Source organism: Streptomyces sp. LS1784 (assembly GCF_020103755.1).
In the GTDB taxonomy this organism is placed as follows: Bacteria; Actinomycetota; Actinomycetes; order Streptomycetales; family Streptomycetaceae; genus Kitasatospora.
The window spans coordinates 1-19,356 of the sequence record NZ_JAHSQD010000113.1 but is presented as its reverse complement, the minus strand read 5'-3'; the positions used below and the strand labels follow the sequence as shown (position 1 = coordinate 19,356).

Below are 19,356 nucleotides of genomic sequence, written 5' to 3'. Positions count from 1 at the left end.
GGCCGGCGAGCGCGCCGACCACGCCGAGGGCCCGCTCGGCGGCCGTGCGGTGCCGGTCGGAGCCGGTGTACGCGGCGTACGTGAGCAGGGCGCCGGCGGCGGCCGTCCAGCCGGACGGGGTGGCGTTGTCGGTCGGGTCCTGCGGGCGGCGGATCAGCTCCTCGGCGTCATCGGCGGTGTCGTAGAGCGCGCCGGAGGCCTCGTCGGTGAAGTGCTTGAGCACGGTGTCGAGCAGGCCGCCCGCCAGCTGGAGCCAGGAGGACTCGCCGGTGACGGCGTACAGCGCGAGGAAGCCCTCGGCGGTGTCCGCGTAGTCCTCCAGCACACCGGCGTTGGTCCCGGCCCGGCCGTCCCGGGAGGTGCGCAGCAGCCGGCCGTCCGCGGTGAGGTGGACGGCGAGCAGCAGGTCGGCAGCGCGCTCGGCGGCCTCGACCAGGTCGGGGCGGTCCAGCAGCGCACCGGTCTCGGCGAGGGCGGCGATGGCGAGGCCGTTCCAGGCGGCGACCACCTTGTCGTCCCGGGCCGGGGCGGGGCGCGCCGCCCGGGCCTCGGCCATCCGGGCCCGGATCGTCTCGTACGCGGCGAAGTCCTCGGGGTCGGCGAGGAGTTGGAGCACCGAGGTGCCGTGTTCGAAGGTGCCCTCGGCGGTGACGGTGAACAGCCGGGCGGCGGTGGCCGCGTCGGCGGGGCCGAGCAGGTCGACCAACTGCCCGGGCTCCCACACGTAGTGGGCGCCCTCGGCGGACTGCCCGGTCTCCTCGTCCAGGCTGTCGGCGTCCAGCGCCGAGGCGAACGCGCCCTCGGGCGTGCGGAGTTCGCGCAGCAGGAAGTCCGCCGTGGACAGTGCGACCCGGCGGGCCAGGTCCGATCCGGTGGACCGCCACAGGTGCAGGTAGGCACGCAGCAGCAGGGCGTTGTCGTACAGCATCTTCTCGAAGTGCGGCACCACCCAGCCGGCGTCCACCGCGTACCGGGCGAAGCCGCCGCCGAGCTGGTCGTGGATGCCGCCGCGGGCCATCGCCTCGCCGGTGCGGACGGCCATCTCCAGCGCCGCCTCCGAGCCGGTCCGGGCGTGGTGGCGCAGCAGGAACTCCAGCACCATGGCCGGCGGGAACTTGGGCGCGCCGCCGAAGCCGCCGCGGCTCTGGTCGAAGTCCCGGCTGAGGGTCACCAGCGCCTGGTGCAGATCCGCCTCTCCGGGCGGGTTGTGGGCGCCGGCCGAGTAGACGGCGGCCCGTTCGGCCAGGTCGGCCCGGATCCGTCCGGCGACCTGGCCGACCTCCTCCCGCCGGTCCCGCCAGGCGGCGTCCACGCCCTCCAGCACCTGCCGGAAGGACGGCATCCCGTGCCGGGACTGCGGCGGGAAGTAGGTGCCGAAGTAGAACGGCTCCTTGTCGGGGGTGAGGAACACCGTCATCGGCCACCCGCCCTGCCCGGTCGCGGCCTGCACCGCCTCCATGTACACGGCGTCGACGTCCGGCCGCTCCTCCCGGTCCACCTTGACGGCGACGAACCGCTCGTTGAGGTACTCGGCGAGGCCGGCGTCCTCGAAGCTCTCGTGTGCCATGACGTGGCACCAGTGGCAGGCCGAGTAGCCGACCGACAGCAGCACCGGCACGCCGCGCCGCCGCGCCTCGTCGAAGGCCTCCACCCCCCAGGGCCACCAGTCCACGGGGTTGTCGGCGTGCTGGAGCAGGTACGGCGAGGTCGCGTCCGCGAGACGGTTCGGCATGCCCCCATCCTCGCGCATCCGGCGCCGGCGCGCGGCAGGTCAGGACGGTCCGGAGGCCGGCGTCGAAGGTGCGCATCCGCCCGAGTGCCCCGGTCGGGGTCGGGCGGCGGAGTCCGTCGGCGACACGGCCGGAGCCCGGTGGTCACCGCGGGCGGGGCCGGCGGCTCACTCCTTCGGGGCCTCCGGCTGCTCGACGAAGTCGACCTTCTTGAACTGCCGGTTCATCGACTTGGCCAGGAACCAGGTCGCGACGCCGAGGGCGGCGAAGACGAGGAAGCCGAGGAGGCCAGGGGTGACCTTGGCGTCGTCGACGGCGAGGTCAGCGGCGAGGTGGACGAGGTTCACGGAGGCACTCATATCTCTATGGTGGCCCGGCTCACGGGGAGCCGGGCCATCGGGGGGTGGTTCAGTCGCGCGTGTCGGCGGCCTCGACCGCCAGGGTGGGGGTGCGCAGGCCGGCGAACAGGTCGTCCTCCGGCAGGTCCACGTCGACCAGGGTACGGGCGAGCTCGTAGTCCTCGGTGGGCCAGACCTCCCGCTGGACCTCCAGCGGGACGCGGAACCACGGGCCGTCCGGGTCGATCTGGGTCGCGTGGGCGATCAGCGCGCGGTCACGGGTCTCGAACCAGTCGCCGCAGTGGACCCGGGTGGTGATCTCGCGCTCCTTGCGGCCGCTCTTCTCCCAGCCCTCGATCCACTCGCCGTACGGCGACTCGTGGCCGTGTTCGGTGAGGTACTCGTGCAGGGCCCGGATGCGGCCCATCGGGAAGCCGTGGTTGTAGTACAGCTTGAGCGGCTGCCAGGGCTCACCGGCCTCCGGGTAGGCGTCCGGGTCGCCCGCGGCGTCGAAGGCCACCATGGTGATCTTGTGGGTCATGATGTGGTCCGGGTGCGGGTAGCCGCCGTTCTCGTCGTAGGTCGTGATGACCTGCGGCTTGAACTCGCGGATCAGCCGGACCAGCGGCTCCGCCGCCTCCTTGACGTCCTGGAGGGCGAAGCAGCCCTCGGGCAGCGGGGGAAGCGGGTCCCCCTCGGGCAGGCCGGAGTCCACGAAGCCCAGCCAGGCCTGCTCGACGCCGAGGATCGCCCGCGCCTCGTCCATCTCCTTGCGGCGCACCTCGTGGATGTTCTCCTCGATGTACGGGTCCCCCTGGAGCTTGGGGTTGAGGACCGACCCGCGCTCGCCCCCCGTGCAGGTGGCCACCAGCACGTCCACGCCCTGCTCGACGTACATGGCCATGGTGGCCGCGCCCTTGCTGGACTCGTCGTCCGGGTGGGCGTGCACCGCCATCAGTCGCAACTGCTCAGTCAACGCCTTGCGTTCCTTCCACACTCGTCGGGCGTTCCGCGAAGTCCGGGTCTGCCCACCGTACGAACCGCTCACTTCGGGACCGCGTCGCCGCGGGGCCGGGCCGCGGAACGTCGCCGGCGCGGCCGAGCCCTGCCCCCGCCGGACCGGCCGCGGGCGTGCCCCTCCTATAGTGACGGACTGGAGGAGCGTCGCATTCCCCCGCACCACCCGCGCGGCCCCTCCCCCCAGGAGAGGACGGAGTCCGATGAGTGCAGACACCACCGCCACCGGTCTGCCCGAGGGGCGCTACGGCCGCGGCGGCGACCGCGACTCGGACCGCCGCCTGAAGGTGATCGGCGCGGTCTGCGGCGTGCTCGGCCTGGGCCTGATCGCCTGGCTGGGCGGCTCCTACCTGCTGCGCGAGTCGAAGATCAACGGCTCGGTGCCGACCTTCCAGGTGCTCTCCGACTCCGAGGTCCAGCTGCACCTCACCGTGCGCAAGAGCGACGGGCAGGCCGGCACCTGCACGGTCCGCTCGCAGGGCGACGACCACGGGGTGGTCGGGGTGGCCGACTTCCCGGTCCCGGCGGCCGGCTCCAGCTACGACGCGGTGGTCACCCTGCGCACCACCTCGCGCGGCACCACCGCCGAGCTGCTCGGCTGCACCCCGGCCAAGTAGCGCGCACCCGAGCAGCGTGCACCCCCGCCCGGCGGTGTGCGCCCTGAGCAGTGCACCCGTCCCCCGTAGCGCGCATATTCGATCCGGAGAGCGGGCATCCGTAGAGGGTCCCGCACCCCGTTGCCGTACACCCCGGCGTCACGCCACCGTCAATGGCGCGCCAATGCCTCTCCCGCTTGTCAGCAGGACTTGTTAGGCTCGTGGTTTCGCCCCTTCCGCACCGGATGGTACGGGAGCGGGCGTTGCTTTGTAGTTGAGACCGATATCACCACCACCCCTGCTGACGACTCACACCCTCAGCACAGCCCCAGCACCTACGAGGAGCACCCGTGACCCAGACCAGTGAGAACGTGACCTGGCTCACTCAGGCCGGCTACGACCAGCTCAAGGCCGAGCTGGACCACCTGACCGGGCCCTGGCGCATCGAGATCGCCCAGAAGATCGAGGCGGCGCGCGAGGAGGGCGACCTCAAGGAGAACGCCGGCTATCACGCGGCGAAGGAGGAGCAGGGGAAGTACGAGCTGCGCATCCGCCAGCTGACCCAGCTGCTGGAGCGGGCCAAGGTCGGCGAGGCACCGGCCGACTCGGGCGTGGTGGCCCCGGGCATGGTCGTCACGGTCGCCTTCGACGGCGACGAGGACGACCTCATGGAGTTCCTGCTCGCCTCCCGCGAGGTCGCGGGCGCCGACGACCTGGACGTCTACTCGCCGCAGTCCCCGCTGGGCCGCGCGATCGACGGCAAGCAGATCGGCGACGAGGCCACCTACGAGCTGCCGAACGGCAAGCCGGCCATGGTGAAGATCGTCAAGGTCGTGCCGCACGCCGGCTGACCCGGTCGCACGACACGAGGGCGGCCGCGGAGGTCCAGGACTTCCGCGGCCGCCCTCCGGTGTTCCGGGGGGTACCCGGTCAGGCGGTGGAGGAGCGGTACTTGCGCACCGCCAGCCACGAGAACACCGCGGTGATCACCACCGACCACATCACCGACACCAGCGCCGCGTGCTCCATCGGCCAGGCACTGTCCACCGGCCCGACCTGGTTGCCGAACAGCACCCGGCAGGCCTGCACGGTGGCGCTGAACGGATTCCAGTACGCGACCTGCTGGAGCCACTCCGGCATCGAGGAGACCGGTACGAAGGCGTTGGAGACGAAGGTCAGCGGGAACAGCCAGATCAGACCGGCCGAGGTGGCCGCCTCGGGGCTGCGCACCGACAGGCCGATCAGCGCTCCGATCCAGGAGAAGGCGTAGCCCAGCAGGAGCAGCAGTGCGAAGGCGCCGAGCGCGTTGAGCACGCCGTCGTGGATCCGCCAGCCGACCAGCAGTGCGACCAGCGCCAGCACGACCAGGATGAACGCGGTCTGGCACAGGTCCGCGAGGGTGCGGCCGACGAGCACCGCCGAACGGGCCATCGGCAGCGAGCGGAACCGGTCCACCAGCCCCTTGCTCATGTCCTCCGCGATGCCCGCCGAGGCACCGGCGACGGCGAAGGTGACGGTCTGCGCGAAGATGCCGGCCATCAGGAACTGGATGTACGTGTCCGAGCTGGAGTCCGTGCCGGGGATCCTGATCGCCCCGCCCATCACGTACGAGAACAGCAGCACGAACATGACCGGCTGCATCAGTCCGAAGACCACGATCTCCGGGATGCGGGTCATCCGGCGCAGGTTGCGCTTGGCAACCACCCAGGAGTCGTGCAGGGAGGCGGCGATCCCCCGGCGCTGCCTGGGTACCGCCCCGCCGATGGCGTGCTCGGTGGCGGTGCTCATCTCAGCTCTCCTTCCCGGCCGCGACGGCCTGCCTGTCCGGACCCGGGCCGTCCGTGCCGCCCGCGCCCCCCTTGTCCTTGTCCTTGCCCTTGCCCCGGCCGCGCGCCCCCGGGGCGGCGCCGTCCTCCTCCTGCTGCTCCTCGGCGACGCGGCCGGTGAGGGTGAGGAAGACGTCGTCCAGGGTCGGGCGGCGCAGCCCGATGTCGTCCATCTCGATCCCGCGGGCGTCCAGTTCGCGGATCGCGTCGGCGAGCACCCGGGCGCCGCCGCTGACCGGCACGGTGATCCGGCGGGTGTTCTTCTCCACCGTCGGTTCGTTCAGCGCGTAGCCGGACAGCGCGGCGACCGCGTCGCCGATCAGGCCGCGCTCGTGCACCACGACCTCGATCCGCTCGCCGCCGATCTGCGCCTTGAGCTGGTCGGCGGTGCCGCGGGCGATCACCCGGCCGTGGTCGACCACCGCGATGTCGTGGGCGAGCCGGTCGGCCTCCTCCAGGTACTGGGTGGTGAGCAGCAGCGTGGTGCCCTGCTCGACCAGCGTCTCGATGACCTCCCAGAGCGCGAGCCGGTTGCGCGGGTCGAGGCCGGTGGTCGGCTCGTCCAGGAACATCACCGGCGGCCGGACGACCAGTGCGGCGGCGAGGTCCAGGCGCCGGCGCATGCCGCCGGAGTAGGTCTTGGCGGTGCGGTCCTTGGCCTCGGTGAGGTTGAACCACTCCAGCAGCTCCAGCGCGCGGGCCTTCGCCGCGCGGTTGCTCATCTGGTAGAGCTCGCCGACCATGGTGAGGTTCTCGAAGCCGGTCAGGTACTCGTCGACCGCCGCGTACTGACCGGACAGGCCGATCAGGCTGCGAACCTTGTTCGGGTGCTTGAGCACGTCGACCCCGGCGACCACGGCGCGGCCGGAGTCGGGTCGCAGCAGGGTGGTGAGCACCCGAACGGTGGTGGTCTTCCCGGCGCCGTTGGGGCCGAGCAGCCCGAGCACCGTGCCCTCCGGGACGTCGAGACTGACACCGTCCAGAGCTCGTACGTCGCCGAAGGTCTTCACCAGGTTCTCGGCTTGGATGGCTGGCGCCATGGCCTTGCCTCATCTCCTCGAACGTATGGGGCGATCCGTCCCACTCCGCCCTGTTTTCGGGCACGCGAGTGACTCGCTTCTCGACGCGTGGGAACACGAACGCGATGTATCGCGAGTCTCGCAGTACGCGATATATCGCGTCAAGGGACGGGGGTCAGCCGGAAACCACGTAGCCCGCGTCCCGCAACTCCCCGACCACCAGCGCGCAGTGCTCCGGCCCCTTGGTCTCCAGGTGCAGGTCCACCTCGACCTCGGTCAGCCCCAGCCGCGGGTCGATCCGCACGTGCGCCACGTCCAGCACGTTGGCGTCCACCCTGGTCAGCACGCCCAGCAGGTCCGCCAGCGCACCCGGCTTGTCCGCCAGCCGCACCCGCAGCGACAGGTAGCGCCCGGCCGCCGCCAGCCCGTGCCGCAGCACCCGCTGCATCAGCTGCGGGTCGATGTTGCCGCCGGACAGCACCGCCACCACCGGGCCCTCGAAGGAGTCCGGCTGTTCCAGCAGCGCCGCGATCGGGGCCGCCCCGGCCGGCTCGACCACCAGCTTCAGCCGCTCCAGCCCCAGCAGCAGCGCCCGCGACAGCGCGTCCTCGGAGACCGTGCGGATGCCGTCCGCCAGCACGTTGACCACCTCGAACGGAATGTCGCCGGGGCGCCCGACCATGATCCCGTCCGCCATGGTGGCGAAGCGCTCCAGCGACACCGGCCGCCCGGCCGCCAGCGAGGGCGGGTACGCGGCCGCGCCGGCCGCCTGCACCCCGATCACCCGCACGTCCGGCCGCAGCGGCTTGACCGCCGCCGCGATCCCGGCCAGCAGCCCGCCGCCGCCCACCGCGACCAGGATGGTCCGCACCTCGGGGCACTGCTCCAGGATCTCCAGCCCGACGGTCGCCTGACCGATGACCACGTCCCAGTGGTCGAAGGGGTGGATGAACACCGCGCCGGTCGCCTCCGCGTACCGCTGAGCGGCCTGGAGCGCCTCGTCCACGGTGGCGCCGTGCAGCCGCACCTCGGCGCCGTACTCACGGGTGGCCGCGACCTTCGGCAGCGGCGCCGAGACCGGCATGAACACCGTGGAGTGCACACCCAGCAGCGCGGCCGCCAGCGCCACTCCCTGGGCGTGGTTCCCGGCGCTCGCCGCCACCACCCCGCCGGCCCGCTGCACCGGGGAGAGTCCCGCGATCCGCACGTACGCCCCGCGCAGCTTGAAGGACCCGGTGCGCTGGAGGTTCTCGCACTTCAGGTGGACCGGCGTGCCGATCAGCCCGGAGAGGTGCCGGCTGCCCTCCATCGGGGTCACCCGGGCGACCCCGGCGAGTATCTTCTGGGCGCCGCGGACGTCGTCGAGGGTGATCGGCCAGTTATGCATGGCGTCAGACTACGGGCGCGGGCGGCGGCAATCCGGGATGCCGGGCCTGTTCCCGGGCCCGCCCGGCCCGCGTACGCTGCTGCTTCTGAGCCTCCCTCACCGCACGACGATCGTGAGCCGCGATGACGACGACCTCGCCCCAGGCCACCGACCGCACCGACCCCGTGCACACCCAACTCCAGTACCAGCTAGCGGTGTTCGCACGCCGCATGGAGCAGGTCCGAACCTCCGGCGGCGGGGTCGGGGCGCTGGACCGGGCCGCCTACCTGCTGCTCGACCGGCTGGAGCGGCACGGACCGGCCAACGTCAAGGCGCTGGCCGAGGCGCTGGGCGTGGACTCCTCCACGGTGACCCGCCAGGTCGCCCCGCTGGTCGCGGCCGGGCTGGTCGGCCGGGTGCAGGACCCGGCCGACCGCCGCGCCGTACGGCTCGCGCTGACCTCGCACGGCGCCGGCCGGCTCAGCGAAGTCCGGGACGGCCGGGCCGAGTTGACCCGCCGCCTGGTGGCCGGCTGGCCGCCGGAGGAGCAGCGCGTGTTCTGCGCCCTGCTGGCCCGTTTCAACCACGCGATGGAGTCGTACACGGCGGACCAGCAGGGGCAGTGAGGGGCCGCGGGGCCCCCGATGGCCTCAGCCCAGCGCCTGCTTGAGGTCGGCCAGCAGGTCGTCGATCGACTCGATGCCGACCGAGACGCGCACCAGGTCGGACGGCACCTCCAGCGGCGAGCCGGCCGCCGAGGCGTGGGTCATCCGGCCCGGGTGCTCGATCAGCGACTCGACACCGCCGAGCGACTCGCCGAGGGTGAACAGCTGCGCGCGGTTGCAGACCTCGACGGCAGCCTCCTCGCCGCCGGCGACCCGGAACGAGACCATGCCGCCGAAGGCCTTCATCTGCTTGGCCGCGATGTCGTGGCCGGGGTGCTCGGGCAGGCCCGGGTAGAGCACCTGGCTGACCTTCGGGTGGCTCGCCAGCAGCTCGGCGACCTTCTCCGCGTTGGCGCTGTGCCGGTCCATCCGGACACCCAGCGTCTTGATGCCGCGCAGCACCAGCCAGGCGTCGAACGGGCCGGAGACGGCGCCCATCGCGTTCTGGTGGTACGCGACCTCCTCGCCGAGGCCCGCGTCGGCCAGCACCAGCGCACCGCCGACCACGTCCGAGTGGCCGCCCATGTACTTGGTGGTGGAGTGCACGACCGCGTCCGCGCCGAGCGAGATCGGCTGCTGGAGGTACGGGCTGGCGAAGGTGTTGTCGACCACCAGCAGCGCGCCGGCGCCGTGCGCGAGCTCGGCCAGCGCGGCCAGGTCGGTGATGCCCAGCAGCGGGTTGGACGGCGTCTCCACCCACACCGCACGGGTGTTGGGGCGCAGCGCCTCGCGGACGGTGGCCAGGTCCTGGGTGTTGGCGACGGAGAACTCGACGCCCCAGCGGGTCAGCACCTTGGCGAACAGCCGGAAGGTGCCGCCGTAGGCGTCGTTGGGGATCACGATGTGGTCACCCGGCTTGAGGATGGTGCGCAGCAGGGTGTCCTCGGCGGCCAGGCCGGAGGCGAAGGCGAGGCCGCGGGCGCCGCCCTCCAGCGCCGCGAGGCACTCCTCCAGCGCGGTGCGGGTCGGGTTGGCGCTGCGGCTGTACTCGTAGCCGCCCCGCAGGCCCCCCACCCCGTCCTGCTTGTAGGTGGACACCTGGTAGATCGGCGTGACGACGGCCCCGGTCTGGGGGTCTGCTTCCTGACCCGCGTGGATGGCGAGGGTCTCGAAGCCCTGAGGAAGCTGGTGCTGGGTCATGGGTCCGAGCCTAGTGTGCGAATGCCGTCAAGCCCGCACGAACCGGAAACCGGTACGAACCCGCAGGTGGGAGCGGGGGTGCGGCGGGCCGAAACCTCGGTGCGCCGAGCCCCTGGCGACCGCTACGATCTCCACCCGTCGTACACATGTTCACCATGCAACAGTCGCGCGCCGCCCTGCCGTCGCGCCCCCGGGGAGGATCACCGCATGGGCGCGCCCCAGCGTTCCACTGGCATGAGCACATCCATCCGAGCCGTCACGGCCGTGGCCCTGCTCGTCGGCTTCTACCTGCTCGCCGCCGGCGGCGTCGTGGGCCTGCTCGCCCTCGACATCGCCCTGTACCAGGCGTCGGACCACATGCGCCCGGGTCTGTTCAAGATCTGGGCGCTGACCGCCGTCATCGCCTACCCGGTGGTCCGGGTGGTGTTCCTGACCCGCCGCCGCAAGGACGACGGCGAGGTGCCCGGCGTGCTCCTCACCCGCGAGCAGCAGCCCGCCCTCTGGGCCGTGGTCGACCGGATCTCCGAACGGACCGGCGTCCGCGGACCGGCCGAGATCCGGCTCGTGCCCGAGGTCAACGCGGGCGTGTACGAGGAGGCCAGGATGCTCGGCCTGGTCCCCGGCAAGCGGCACCTGGTCATCGGCGCCCCGCTGCTGATCGGCCTCACCGAGGGCGAGCTGGAGTCCGTGCTGGCCCACGAGTTCGGCCACTACAGCAACCGGGACGTCCGGCTGGCCGCCGTCACGGTGGCCGGCCGCCGCGCCGTCCTGCACACCATCGGGGGGCTCCACCAGCGCGCCGACCAGCACCAGGCCACGGAGGCCGCCAAGCTGGCCGCCAAGGCCGAGAAGCGGCTGGCCAAGGGTCGCAAGCCGTCCGGCGAGCAGGCCTCCGGCGGCGTCGACCGGGTGCTCGCCAAGCTCTTCACCCTCTACGCCAAGCTCTACTTCCGGGTCTCCGAGGCGGTCGGCCGCCGCCAGGAGTACGCGGCCGACCGGGTCGCCGCCCAGATCGCCGGCCGGGACGCCACCGCCGCGGCGCTCCGCAAGATTCCGGTGCTGGACTCCGCGCAGGACTTCTACCTCGGCCGCTACGCCACCCTCGGCTGGGACGCGGGCCTGCTCCCGCCGCCCGGCCAGGTCTACGGCGGCCTGGCCCACCTGCTGACCGACCCGAAGCGCCGGCAGGAACTCGCCGAGTACGCGCTCGAACTGCCCGAGGAGCAGCCCGACCCGTACGACTCGCACCCGCCGATCGACCGCCGGGTCGCCGCGATCGAGGCGCTGCCCGACGACGGACGCGGCCCCGGTGCCGCCGGCCCGGCCCTCGCCCTGCTGCACGACGCCGAGCGGGTGCTGACCGAGCTGGAGGTCGTCTCCCTGATCCCCGAGGCGGCCGGCAAGCAGCGGGTCGAATGGCCCGAGCTGGTCCGCGGGGCGATGCTGTCGCACGCCCGCGAGGCGGCCGCCCCGGCGTACCGGGCGCTGACCGAACTGGGCCTGCGGCCCACCGTCCACGGCCTGCTCGACGCCGTCGACGCCGGCCGGGCCTGGGAGTTCACCGACCGGCTGCCGAAGAGCGAGGAGGCCGCCGCGGCCACCGGCCGGGCCGCCCGCGAGTTCGCCCGCCCGGTGCTGCGCGAGGAACTGGCGCACGCCACCGTCGTCACGCTGGCCGACGCCGGCCTGGCCCGCTGGGAGCTCTCCTGGTCCGGACCGGCCGAGCTCCACCTGCCGGACGCCTTCGAGGACGGCTTCGGGGCGGCCCTCGACGCCGCCTGCGCGGACACCGCGGACACCGCGCCACTGCGCGCGCTGCTCGCCGGGGCCGGCCTCCCGGCCGCCTGACCACCTGACCGCCTGACCCCGTCCACGCGCGGAAGGAGCTCCCTTGATCGGCATCATCGTGCTCGTCGTCGTCGGCCTCGCCCTGCTGTTCCCGGTCGTCATGACCCGGCTGGCCAAGCGCAAGCTGGCGCAGCTGGAACGGGCCAAGGCGACCATCGCCCGCCACGAAGCGTGGCTCGCCGAGGAGAGGCGGGCGGCGAACACCATCACCCCGGCCGACCACGGGCTGCTCCTCGGCAAGGACCTGGTCCTGGACGGCGAGCCCGAACCCGACGAGGCGGCCGCGCTCACCGCCGCGAAGTCGGGCGACTGGCGGCCGGCCGCCGCGTACCTGGCCGTGGACGCCGTCCCCGACGTCCGCTGGCGGCGGCAGCGCGCGCTGGCCGAGCTGGCGGCCGAGGACGACACCTGGCTGCGTGCCTGGCGGGCGGAGCGGCCGGACGACCCGACCGCCGCGCTGGTGCACCTGGACGCCCTGGTCTTCCTGGCCTGGAAGATCCGCACCGGCGCGGCGGCCAGCCAGGTCAGCCGCGAGCAGGCCGAGGGCTTCCACCGGGTCCTGCGGGAGGCCGAGGAGTTCGCCGCGGAGGCGGTCGCGCTTGCCCCCGACGACGACCCCAACCCGTGGGTCGCCCAGATCTCCATCGCCATGGGCCTCGGCTGGTCCAACGACCGCTTCCGGCAGCTCTGGGCCGAGGTCACGAAGCGCGATCCGCACCACTGGGCGGCGCACAACCGGGCGCTGCAGTACTGGTGCGACAAGTGGCGCGGCAGCCACGAGCTGATGCACCGGTTCATCGACAGGGCGATCGCCGCCGCTCCGGCCGGCAGCCTGCTCGCGCCGATGAAGCTGGAGGCGTACTACGAGCGGTTCGTCCGGGACGGGGAGGCACTCATCGCCTGGGAGCGCCCGGAGGTCGGCGCCGCCCTGGACAAGGCGCTCGCCGACCTCGCGGCCGCCGATCCGGACCACCCGCGCATCCGGTACGCCCGGGGCTGGCTTGCCTTCGCACTGACCCGGGCCGATCGGTTCACCGAGGCGCTGGCGCAGTACCAGGCACTGGGCGAGTACATCCCGCAGCCGTTCACCAGCCGCCAGGACCCCCGGCAGTTCTTCATCGACCTGCGGATCCAGGCTGTCAAGGGCGCCGTCGCGGCGAAGGAGTCCGCGCAACAGCAGGCCTGACCGCCCCGCGCACGGCCCGCGGCCGCTCCCGGAATCCGGGAGCGGCCGTTCGCGTTGGAGACTGCGCCAGGATTCCCGACCCGCTGGAGCAGGCCGTGCTGTTCAACCGCCACAAGACCTCGCTCGTCCCCGCCGACCAGGCGCTGCCCGGTCGACCGAGCCCGGCCTTCACCCTGACCGAGCCGCACACCGTGCTCGGGCACCCGCTGACCGGTCCGTACCCGCAGGGCCTGGAGGTGGCCGACTTCGGACTGGGCTGCTTCTGGGGCGCCGAGCGCACCTTCTGGCGGCTGCCCGGCGTCTGGACGACGCTGGTCGGCTACCAGGGCGGCCACACCCCCAACCCGACGTACGAGGAGGTGTGCAGCGGGCTGACCGGGCACACCGAGGCGGTCCGGGTGGTGTACGACCCGGCGGTGATCTCCTATGAGCGCCTGCTGAAGACCTTCTGGGAGGCGCACGACCCGACCCAGGGCAACCGCCAGGGCAACGACGTGGGCACCCAGTACCGCTCCGCCGTCTACACCCACTCCCCCGCCCAGGCCGAGGCCGCGGCGGCCACCCGGGACGCGTTCCAGCCGTCCCTGACCGCGCTCGGTTACGGCCCGATCACCACCGAGATCGCCCCGGCGGGCCCGTTCTTCCCGGCCGAGCCGTACCACCAGCAGTACCTGTCGGAGGCCAAGAACCCCAACGGGTACTGCGGTCTCGGCGGCACCGGCGCCTCCTGCCCGATCGGCGTGGCCCGCACCGAGGGCTGACCTCCCTCCACGTGAAGCCGATCGCCAGGACCGACAGCTGCCAGGGCGCCCACGCCGGGTACGTGGTCTCCGCCCGGACACGACGCCTGGGCGCTGGGCCCGGAGCCCTGTGCGATCGTCGAGTGGCAGGGCTTCGCGGACTACGCGAGGCGGCTCAGAGTACGGCGGGCGGCTGCTCCTTGAGGCCGTTCGCCGTGTGGCCGGCGCTACCGGCCAGCAGCCTGCCGTCGGCGTCGTAGGCCCCGACGGCGGGAACCATGGCACCTGGCTGGGGGTCGCCGGGCGGCAGGGCCGCGTAGTAGCCGACCCAGCGCTCCATGCCCGGCGTGGTGAGCAGGGTGGCGAGGGTGGGCCTGCCACCCACGAAGACCACGATCCGGGCCGGGGTCGGGCCCACGTAGTAGCTGTACGCGATGACGCTGTCCGACGTGTCGTTGAACTGCATGGCGATGCCGGGCCGGTCGTGCGGCACGTCGGGGGCGGCGGGAACGTTGGTGCACGCCTTGCCCGAGTAGGCGCCGGTCGTCGGGTCGATGGTGTCCTGGCAGCTCTCGGTCGGGGTCACCGACACCCGGATCTTGGGGGCCAGCTCGACCTTCTCCCCGGCGGCGACCCGCTTCACCGGCGAGAGCGGCAACGGGGCCGGGGTCGGAAACCGGTCGGTGGGGTAGACGGGGGTGGCGGTCGGGGTGAGGGGCGCCGACCCTGCCGTCAGCGCTCCGGCCGAGGGGGTCATCGCCGCCCCCGCCTCGCCCGCGACCTGCCCGACGCGCCGGGCGTTGCCGGCCGTCACCGCCGTCGCCCCGCAGACCAGGGCCACCGCGACCACGACCGCCCCGGTCCCCGCTCTGCGCCTGGCCCGGCGGCGCCGGGCGGCGGCGATGATCGGCACCGGGTCCGGCCCGCTCGCATACGGGTCCTCGTCCTTGAGCAGCCGGCCCAGCCGGTTCTCGAAGCTCATACCGTCACCTCGATGTGCGTCGTGGAACCCGCCACCCCGCCGGAGCGGTCGGCGAGTTGGGGCAGTGCGCGCAGCTTCGACATCGCCCGGTGCAACGTGCTCTTCACCGTGCCCTGGGCGATGCCCAGTTCGGCCGCGACGGCGGCCTCGGTGAGGTCCCCGTAGTACCGCAGCACGACGACCGTCCGCTCCCGGCGGGTGAGGGTGCCCAGCGCCTGGTGCAGCAGGGCCCGTTCGGCCTGCCGTTCGGCGAGGTCCTCGGCGAGCGGCCGGTCGGGGGTGTGCTCGGTGGGCAGCTCGTGGTTGCGCAGCCGGCGCCACCAGTCGCGGTGCTGGTTGACCACGATCCGGCGGACGTACGCACTCGGGTCGTCCCCGGTGATCCGGTGCCAGTTCAGGTAGGCCCGCTCCAGCGCGGACTGCACGATGTCCTTCGCCCGGTCCGGGTCGCCGGTCAGCAGCTCGGCCAGCCTCAGCAGTTGGCGACCGCTCCCGGCGACGAACGCGCTGAACTCGGCGTCCTGGCGCTGTCTCTGCTCGCGTTTCACACCCGTCCTACTCCTCGGGCGGACCGCGAGGTTCGGTCCGCCCGGAAAGTTTCTCCGACTGGGGTGCGGAGCCGGGTCAGACGGCGCTGCCGGCCTTCCAGGCGGCCCAGCCCATGTTCCAGCCGTTCAGGCCGTTGTCCGGGGCCACCGTCTTGTCACCGGAGTTCACGACCTCGACCACGTCGCCGACCATCGAGGACTTGTAGAACTTGTAGCCGTCCGTACCGCTGTCCTGGGCGCCCTGGGCGTCCCGGAGACCGATGCAGCCGTGGCTGGTGTTCTGGCCGCCGAAGATCGACGGCGAGGACCAGTAGTTGCCGTGGATGAAGGTGCCCGAGGTGCTGAGGCGCTGGGCGTGCGGCACGTCCGCGATGTCGTACTCGCTGCCCAGGTTGACGGTCTGCGAGTTCATCCGGGTCTGGGCGTACTGCTCGGAGATCACCATCTTGCCGCCCCAGGTGGTGTGCTCGGGCGAGCCGCCGGAGATCTTGTAGACCGCGCTGACCTGGCCGTCGGTGGTGACGGTGAGCTTCTTGGTTGCGAGGTCGGCGACGCTGGTCTGGGCGCGGCCGATGGTGAAGCTGACGTCCTTGGACTGGGTGCCGTACACGCCCTTGGCGCCCTCGACGTCCTTGAGCCGGAGCTTGAGGGTGACCTTGGTGCCCTTGGCCCAGTACTCCTGGGGCCGGAAGTCGAGACGGGTGCTGGAGAACCAGTGGCCGACGATCTCGACGCCCGGCTCGGCTATCACCGTGATCGCCTGCTGGACGCTCTTGCGGTCGGTGATCGGCTTGCTGAAGTTGATCGAGACCGGCATGCCGACGCCGACCGTCGAGCCGTCCTCGGGGGTGAAGTACCCGACGAAGGTGTTGGCCGGGGTCGCCGTGGTGAAGACGGCGTTGGAGTCCGCCTCCAGCTTGTCCTTGTCGAGGGCGGTGGCGGCGACGGTGTACTTGGTACCGCTGGCGGGGGCGGCGGCCGAGGTCCAGCCGGTGCCGTCGGCGGAGAGCTGGCCGGCCAGCTCCTTGCCGGTGGTGTCGGTGACCTTGACGCTGCTCAGGGTGCCGTTGGCGACGGTGACCTTGACCGGCTCGCTGAAGCTCGCCGAGGCGGTGCCGTCGGCCGGGACGACCGTGATGACCGCGGCCGAGGTCTTCGGGGCGCTGCTGCTCGCACCGCCGGAGCCCGGGGTGCCGCTCGCGCCGCCGGCGCCGCTGCCACCGGTGTCACTGCTGCTGGCGCTGCTGTTGTCGTTGCAGGCCGCCAGCAGCAGGACGGGCGCTCCGATCAGTCCCGCGAGGACTCCGCGCCGGCTCCAGTTGCTTCCGGCCGCCCGCCCCTGACCGTCCCGTGCCGTCACGTCGCGTCTCCCTGTAGATCATCCCGGGCATTACGGATACAGAAACGCAATCCGCCCGTTCACGGTTCCATCACCGAAGGGTAAGCGATCGTATGAGATGACCCAACTTCCCGATGAACAGGGACAAAACGCCCGGCCCGCAGGGCGGACCGGGCGTTCACGGGCGGTGACGGCGGACGCCGTCACCCGGTGGTTCCGTCCTACTCGGCGGAGTCTTCCACCCGGTACTCGTCCCACTCCTCGTCGTCCGGGTCGAACTCGGTCTGCGCCGACTCCCAGGTCGCCGAGGCGAGCTCCACCCCGGGCACCTCGCCGAGCAGCGCGACGGGGTCGATGAAGTGGGCGAGCGAACCCGACGGGTCCACCTCGATGGCCTCGACGGACTGGGCGCGCTCCTCGTCGTCGAGGTACTCGTCCGCGGTGACGGCCTCCAGGGCGGCCGCCTTGAGCGCGCCCTCGTCGGTGATCTCCGCGATGAGCTCGATCTTGACCCGGACGTAGCGCGGGGCGTCCTGGTCGGTCGTTTCAGTGCTGGTCATGCGTGCGAGCGTACGGGACGGTCACGCCCGGCGTGGCGCACGGGCAGCCGCCCGGAGCACGCCCCCACGCGCCCGGCACGAACAAGCCCGGACGGCGCGAACGGACGGCGCGAACGGAAGGGGCCGGCCCCTCGGAGAAGGACCGGCCCCACCGTTCCCCGCGCGGACTCCCCCACCCGGGAGCCGCGGGGACACGCGCCGTGCGGCGCGGTGCTGCCGCGGGAGCCGCCGCACCCTGTCAGCCGGCCGGGGCCGGGCAGGGGCGGGACGACGGCGCCTCCCACGGCGGGAGGACACGGCGGCCGGGTCAGGGCCGCCCGACGTGTCCGGAGCCGACCGCGGTCGCCGGGGAGCCGCTCCCGGACGGTTGCCGTCGCCTCACTCGGCGTCCTGCCGTTGACGACCACGATGCCCGAGCCTTGTTAACCACATGCTGCGGACAGGTGACGCCGGTGTACCACTTCCCCCGTGGACGAATCCTCCGCATCCTCCCGCGGAAGGGCGGCAGCGCCGGTGACGCCGTGTCAGTGCTGGCCGCGGCCGGTCAGGAAGCCCAGCAGGTCCTGGCGGCTGACGATGCCCTGGGGCTTGCCCTCGACCAGCACGACGGCCGCGTCGGCCTTCTCCAGCACGGTCATCAGGTTGGTGACGGTCTCGCCCGAGCCGACCACCGGCAGCGGCTTGGACATCACCTTGTCCAGCGTGTCGGTGAGCTCGATCTCCTTGGCGAAGATGCCCTCCAGCAGCAGCTTCTCCACCACCGAGCCGATCACCTCGCCGGCCATGATGTCCGGGTGGCCGGCGCCCGGGGAGACCACCGGCATCTGCGAGACGCCGTACTCGCGCAGCACCCGGACCGCCTCGGCGACCGTCTCGTTCGGGTGCATGTGGACGAACTGCGGGACGCCGCCCTGCTCGATGGACTCCTTGCGGGCCAGCACCTCGCCGATGTGCGCCTCGTCGGTGGAGGAGGGCAGGAAGCCGTAGTCGGCCATCCAGTCGTCGTTGAAGATCTTCGACAGGTAGCCGCGGCCGCCGTCCGGCAGCAGCACCACCACGACGTCGTCCGGCCCGAGGTCCTTGGCGACCTCCAGCGCGGCCACCACGGCCATGCCGCAGGAGCCGCCGACCAGCAGGCCCTCCTCCTTGGCCAGGCGGCGGGTCATCTGGAACGAGTCCTTGTCGGAGACGGCGACGATCCGGTCCGCGACGTTGCGGTCGTAGGCGGTCGGCCAGAAGTCCTCACCGACGCCCTCGACCAGGTACGGCCGGCCGGTGCCGCCCGAGTAGACCGAGCCCTCCGGGTCGGCGCCGATCACCTTGACCTTGCCGCCGGAGGCCTCCTTCAGGTAGTTGCCGGTACCGGAGATGGTGCCGCCGGTGCCGACGCCGGCCACGAAGTGGGTGATCCGCCCCTCGGTCTGCTCCCACAGCTCCGGGCCGGTGGAGTGGTAGTGCGAGGCCGGGTTCTCCGGGTTGGAGTACTGGTCCGGCTTCCAGGCGTTCGGGGTCTCCCGGACCAGGCGGTCGGAGACGTTGTAGTACGAGTCCGGGTGCTCCGGGGCGACGGCGGTCGGGCAGACGACCACCTCGGCGCCGTACGCGCGCAGGGTGTTGATCTTGTCGGTCGAGACCTTGTCAGGACAGACGAAGATGCACTTGTAGCCCTTCTGCTGGGCCACGATCGCCAGGCCGACACCGGTGTTGCCGGAGGTCGGCTCGACGATGGTGCCGCCCGGCTTGAGGGCGCCCGAGGCCTCGGCGGCCTCGATCATGCGCATCGCGATGCGGTCCTTGACCGAGCCGCCCGGGTTGAAGTACTCGACCTTCGCCAGCACTGTCGCGCTGATGCCCTCGGTGACCTTGTTCAGCTTGACCAGCGGCGTGTTGCCGACCAGGTCGATGATCGAGTTGTGGTACCGCACGGGGGTCCTCCCGGTCTGTGGGCATGCGAGTGCTTTCGGTACTGCAAAGCCTAGGGCGTGGCACCCGCCCCGCGACTCCCCTCTTGCCCACCTCCCCCAATGGCCCACCCCCACCGGCGCCTCCGGTACTCCCGCCCCGCGCGCGGGTAAGACCGCTGTGCAGGCATTGCCGTGGCCCCGGAGGGCCGTCAGGACCACGTGAAGGGGGCACCGGATGCCAGGGGCACGGGACTCGCGGGCCCGGGTGGCCCGCCGGATCGCCACTGCGGCGGCGTACGGCGGCGGCGGGCTCGGCCTGCTCGGGGTGGGCCTGGTCGGCCTGCTGCTGACCGAGAGCAAACTCGCCGTCCAGGCCATCGGCGCCCTGGAGACCCTCCCGCCCAGGGCGGACGGCGTCTACGGCGAGGCCTTCGCCGACGGCTCCGCCGCCGCGCAGGCCCCGCTCGTGCTGGCCGTCCTCGGCGACTCCACCGGCGCCGGCCTCGGCGTCGCCCGGGCCGGCGAGACCCCGGGCGCGCTGCTGGCCGCCGG

18 protein-coding genes and 1 pseudogene are annotated in these 19,356 nt (G+C 72.5%); 7 read left to right on the top strand and 12 right to left on the bottom strand.

What is annotated here, in order from left to right:
- From KS423_RS16095 to mca, 3 genes are all read right to left on the bottom strand, one after another.
- Positions 1-1,732: thioredoxin domain-containing protein (locus KS423_RS16095; protein ID WP_224279826.1), on the bottom strand; the 1,732-nt coding region annotated here is incomplete at its 3' end.
- 165 nt (positions 1,733-1,897) lie between these two features.
- A complete protein-coding gene (locus KS423_RS16090; protein WP_224279824.1) occupies positions 1,898-2,089 on the bottom strand; it encodes a hypothetical protein in 192 nt (63 codons plus the stop codon).
- A gap of 49 nt (positions 2,090-2,138) precedes the next feature.
- On the bottom strand, positions 2,139-3,044 hold the full coding sequence (mca, locus tag KS423_RS16085; RefSeq protein WP_224279822.1) for a mycothiol conjugate amidase Mca: 906 nt from the start codon (positions 3,042-3,044) through the stop codon (positions 2,139-2,141).
- Between the two features lie 244 nt (positions 3,045-3,288).
- Between mca and KS423_RS16080 the strand changes: the two genes are divergently transcribed.
- Complete coding sequence (locus KS423_RS16080; RefSeq protein ID WP_224279820.1) at positions 3,289-3,702, top strand: DUF4307 domain-containing protein; 414 nt, start codon at positions 3,289-3,291, stop codon at positions 3,700-3,702.
- 329 nt (positions 3,703-4,031) lie between these two features.
- Positions 4,032-4,532, top strand: coding sequence for a transcription elongation factor GreA (gene greA / locus KS423_RS16075; RefSeq protein ID WP_207811066.1), 501 nt, complete (start codon positions 4,032-4,034; stop codon positions 4,530-4,532).
- A 79-nt stretch (positions 4,533-4,611) separates the two neighbouring features.
- On the opposite strand, the gene KS423_RS16070 is transcribed toward greA, so the two are convergent.
- The 3 genes from KS423_RS16070 to ilvA form a co-directional block, all read right to left on the bottom strand.
- The gene (locus KS423_RS16070; protein ID WP_224279818.1) at positions 4,612-5,469 is read right to left on the bottom strand and encodes an ABC transporter permease; all 858 of its coding nucleotides are present in this window, start codon (positions 5,467-5,469) and stop codon (positions 4,612-4,614) included.
- 1 nt (position 5,470) lies between these two features.
- Positions 5,471-6,547: an ATP-binding cassette domain-containing protein gene (locus tag KS423_RS16065; protein ID WP_224279816.1), complete on the bottom strand. Its 1,077-nt coding sequence runs from the start codon at positions 6,545-6,547 to the stop codon at positions 5,471-5,473.
- Between the two features lie 154 nt (positions 6,548-6,701).
- A complete protein-coding gene (gene ilvA, locus KS423_RS16060; RefSeq protein WP_224279813.1) occupies positions 6,702-7,913 on the bottom strand; it encodes a threonine ammonia-lyase in 1,212 nt (403 codons plus the stop codon).
- Between the two features lie 122 nt (positions 7,914-8,035).
- Here ilvA and KS423_RS16055 point away from each other — a divergent pair, with 122 nt between their 5' ends.
- Positions 8,036-8,518, top strand: a complete 483-nt coding sequence (locus KS423_RS16055) for a MarR family winged helix-turn-helix transcriptional regulator (RefSeq protein WP_224279812.1) — start codon at positions 8,036-8,038, stop codon at positions 8,516-8,518.
- Positions 8,519-8,542: 24 nt separating this feature from the next.
- Here KS423_RS16055 and KS423_RS16050 read toward each other — a convergent pair whose 3' ends face one another.
- On the bottom strand, positions 8,543-9,697 hold the full coding sequence (locus KS423_RS16050; RefSeq protein WP_224279810.1) for a cystathionine gamma-synthase: 1,155 nt from the start codon (positions 9,695-9,697) through the stop codon (positions 8,543-8,545).
- A gap of 234 nt (positions 9,698-9,931) precedes the next feature.
- On the opposite strand from KS423_RS16050, the gene KS423_RS16045 reads away from it, so the two are divergent.
- From KS423_RS16045 to msrA, 3 genes are all read left to right on the top strand, one after another.
- Complete coding sequence (locus KS423_RS16045) at positions 9,932-11,545, top strand: M48 family metalloprotease (RefSeq protein ID WP_224279808.1); 1,614 nt, start codon at positions 9,932-9,934, stop codon at positions 11,543-11,545.
- 43 nt (positions 11,546-11,588) lie between these two features.
- A complete protein-coding gene (locus tag KS423_RS16040) occupies positions 11,589-12,731 on the top strand; it encodes a hypothetical protein (protein WP_224279799.1) in 1,143 nt (380 codons plus the stop codon).
- 95 nt (positions 12,732-12,826) lie between these two features.
- The gene (gene msrA, locus KS423_RS16035) at positions 12,827-13,492 is read left to right on the top strand and encodes a peptide-methionine (S)-S-oxide reductase MsrA (protein WP_224279797.1); all 666 of its coding nucleotides are present in this window, start codon (positions 12,827-12,829) and stop codon (positions 13,490-13,492) included.
- Between the two features lie 154 nt (positions 13,493-13,646).
- Here the strand turns inward: msrA and KS423_RS16025 are convergent, their stop codons facing one another.
- The 5 genes from KS423_RS16025 to KS423_RS16005 form a co-directional block, all read right to left on the bottom strand.
- On the bottom strand, positions 13,647-14,453 hold the full coding sequence (locus KS423_RS16025; RefSeq protein ID WP_224279790.1) for a hypothetical protein: 807 nt from the start codon (positions 14,451-14,453) through the stop codon (positions 13,647-13,649).
- Positions 14,450-15,001, bottom strand: a complete 552-nt coding sequence (locus KS423_RS16020) for a SigE family RNA polymerase sigma factor (RefSeq protein ID WP_224279788.1) — start codon at positions 14,999-15,001, stop codon at positions 14,450-14,452. Before KS423_RS16020 ends, KS423_RS16025 begins: the two co-directional genes overlap by 4 nt.
- A 76-nt stretch (positions 15,002-15,077) precedes the next feature.
- Complete coding sequence (locus KS423_RS16015) at positions 15,078-16,361, bottom strand: Ig-like domain-containing protein (protein ID WP_224279786.1); 1,284 nt, start codon at positions 16,359-16,361, stop codon at positions 15,078-15,080.
- 200 nt (positions 16,362-16,561) lie between these two features.
- A complete protein-coding gene (locus KS423_RS16010; RefSeq protein ID WP_224279784.1) occupies positions 16,562-16,900 on the bottom strand; it encodes a hypothetical protein in 339 nt (112 codons plus the stop codon).
- A gap of 524 nt (positions 16,901-17,424) precedes the next feature.
- Positions 17,425-18,825 (bottom strand): cystathionine beta-synthase, encoded by a 1,401-nt coding sequence (locus KS423_RS16005; RefSeq protein ID WP_224279782.1) that lies wholly within the window; start codon positions 18,823-18,825, stop codon positions 17,425-17,427.
- Positions 18,826-19,039: 214 nt separating this feature from the next.
- On the opposite strand from KS423_RS16005, the pseudogene KS423_RS16000 reads away from it, so the two are divergent.
- Positions 19,040-19,356, top strand: a pseudogene (locus KS423_RS16000) (SGNH/GDSL hydrolase family protein); the annotation flags it as partial.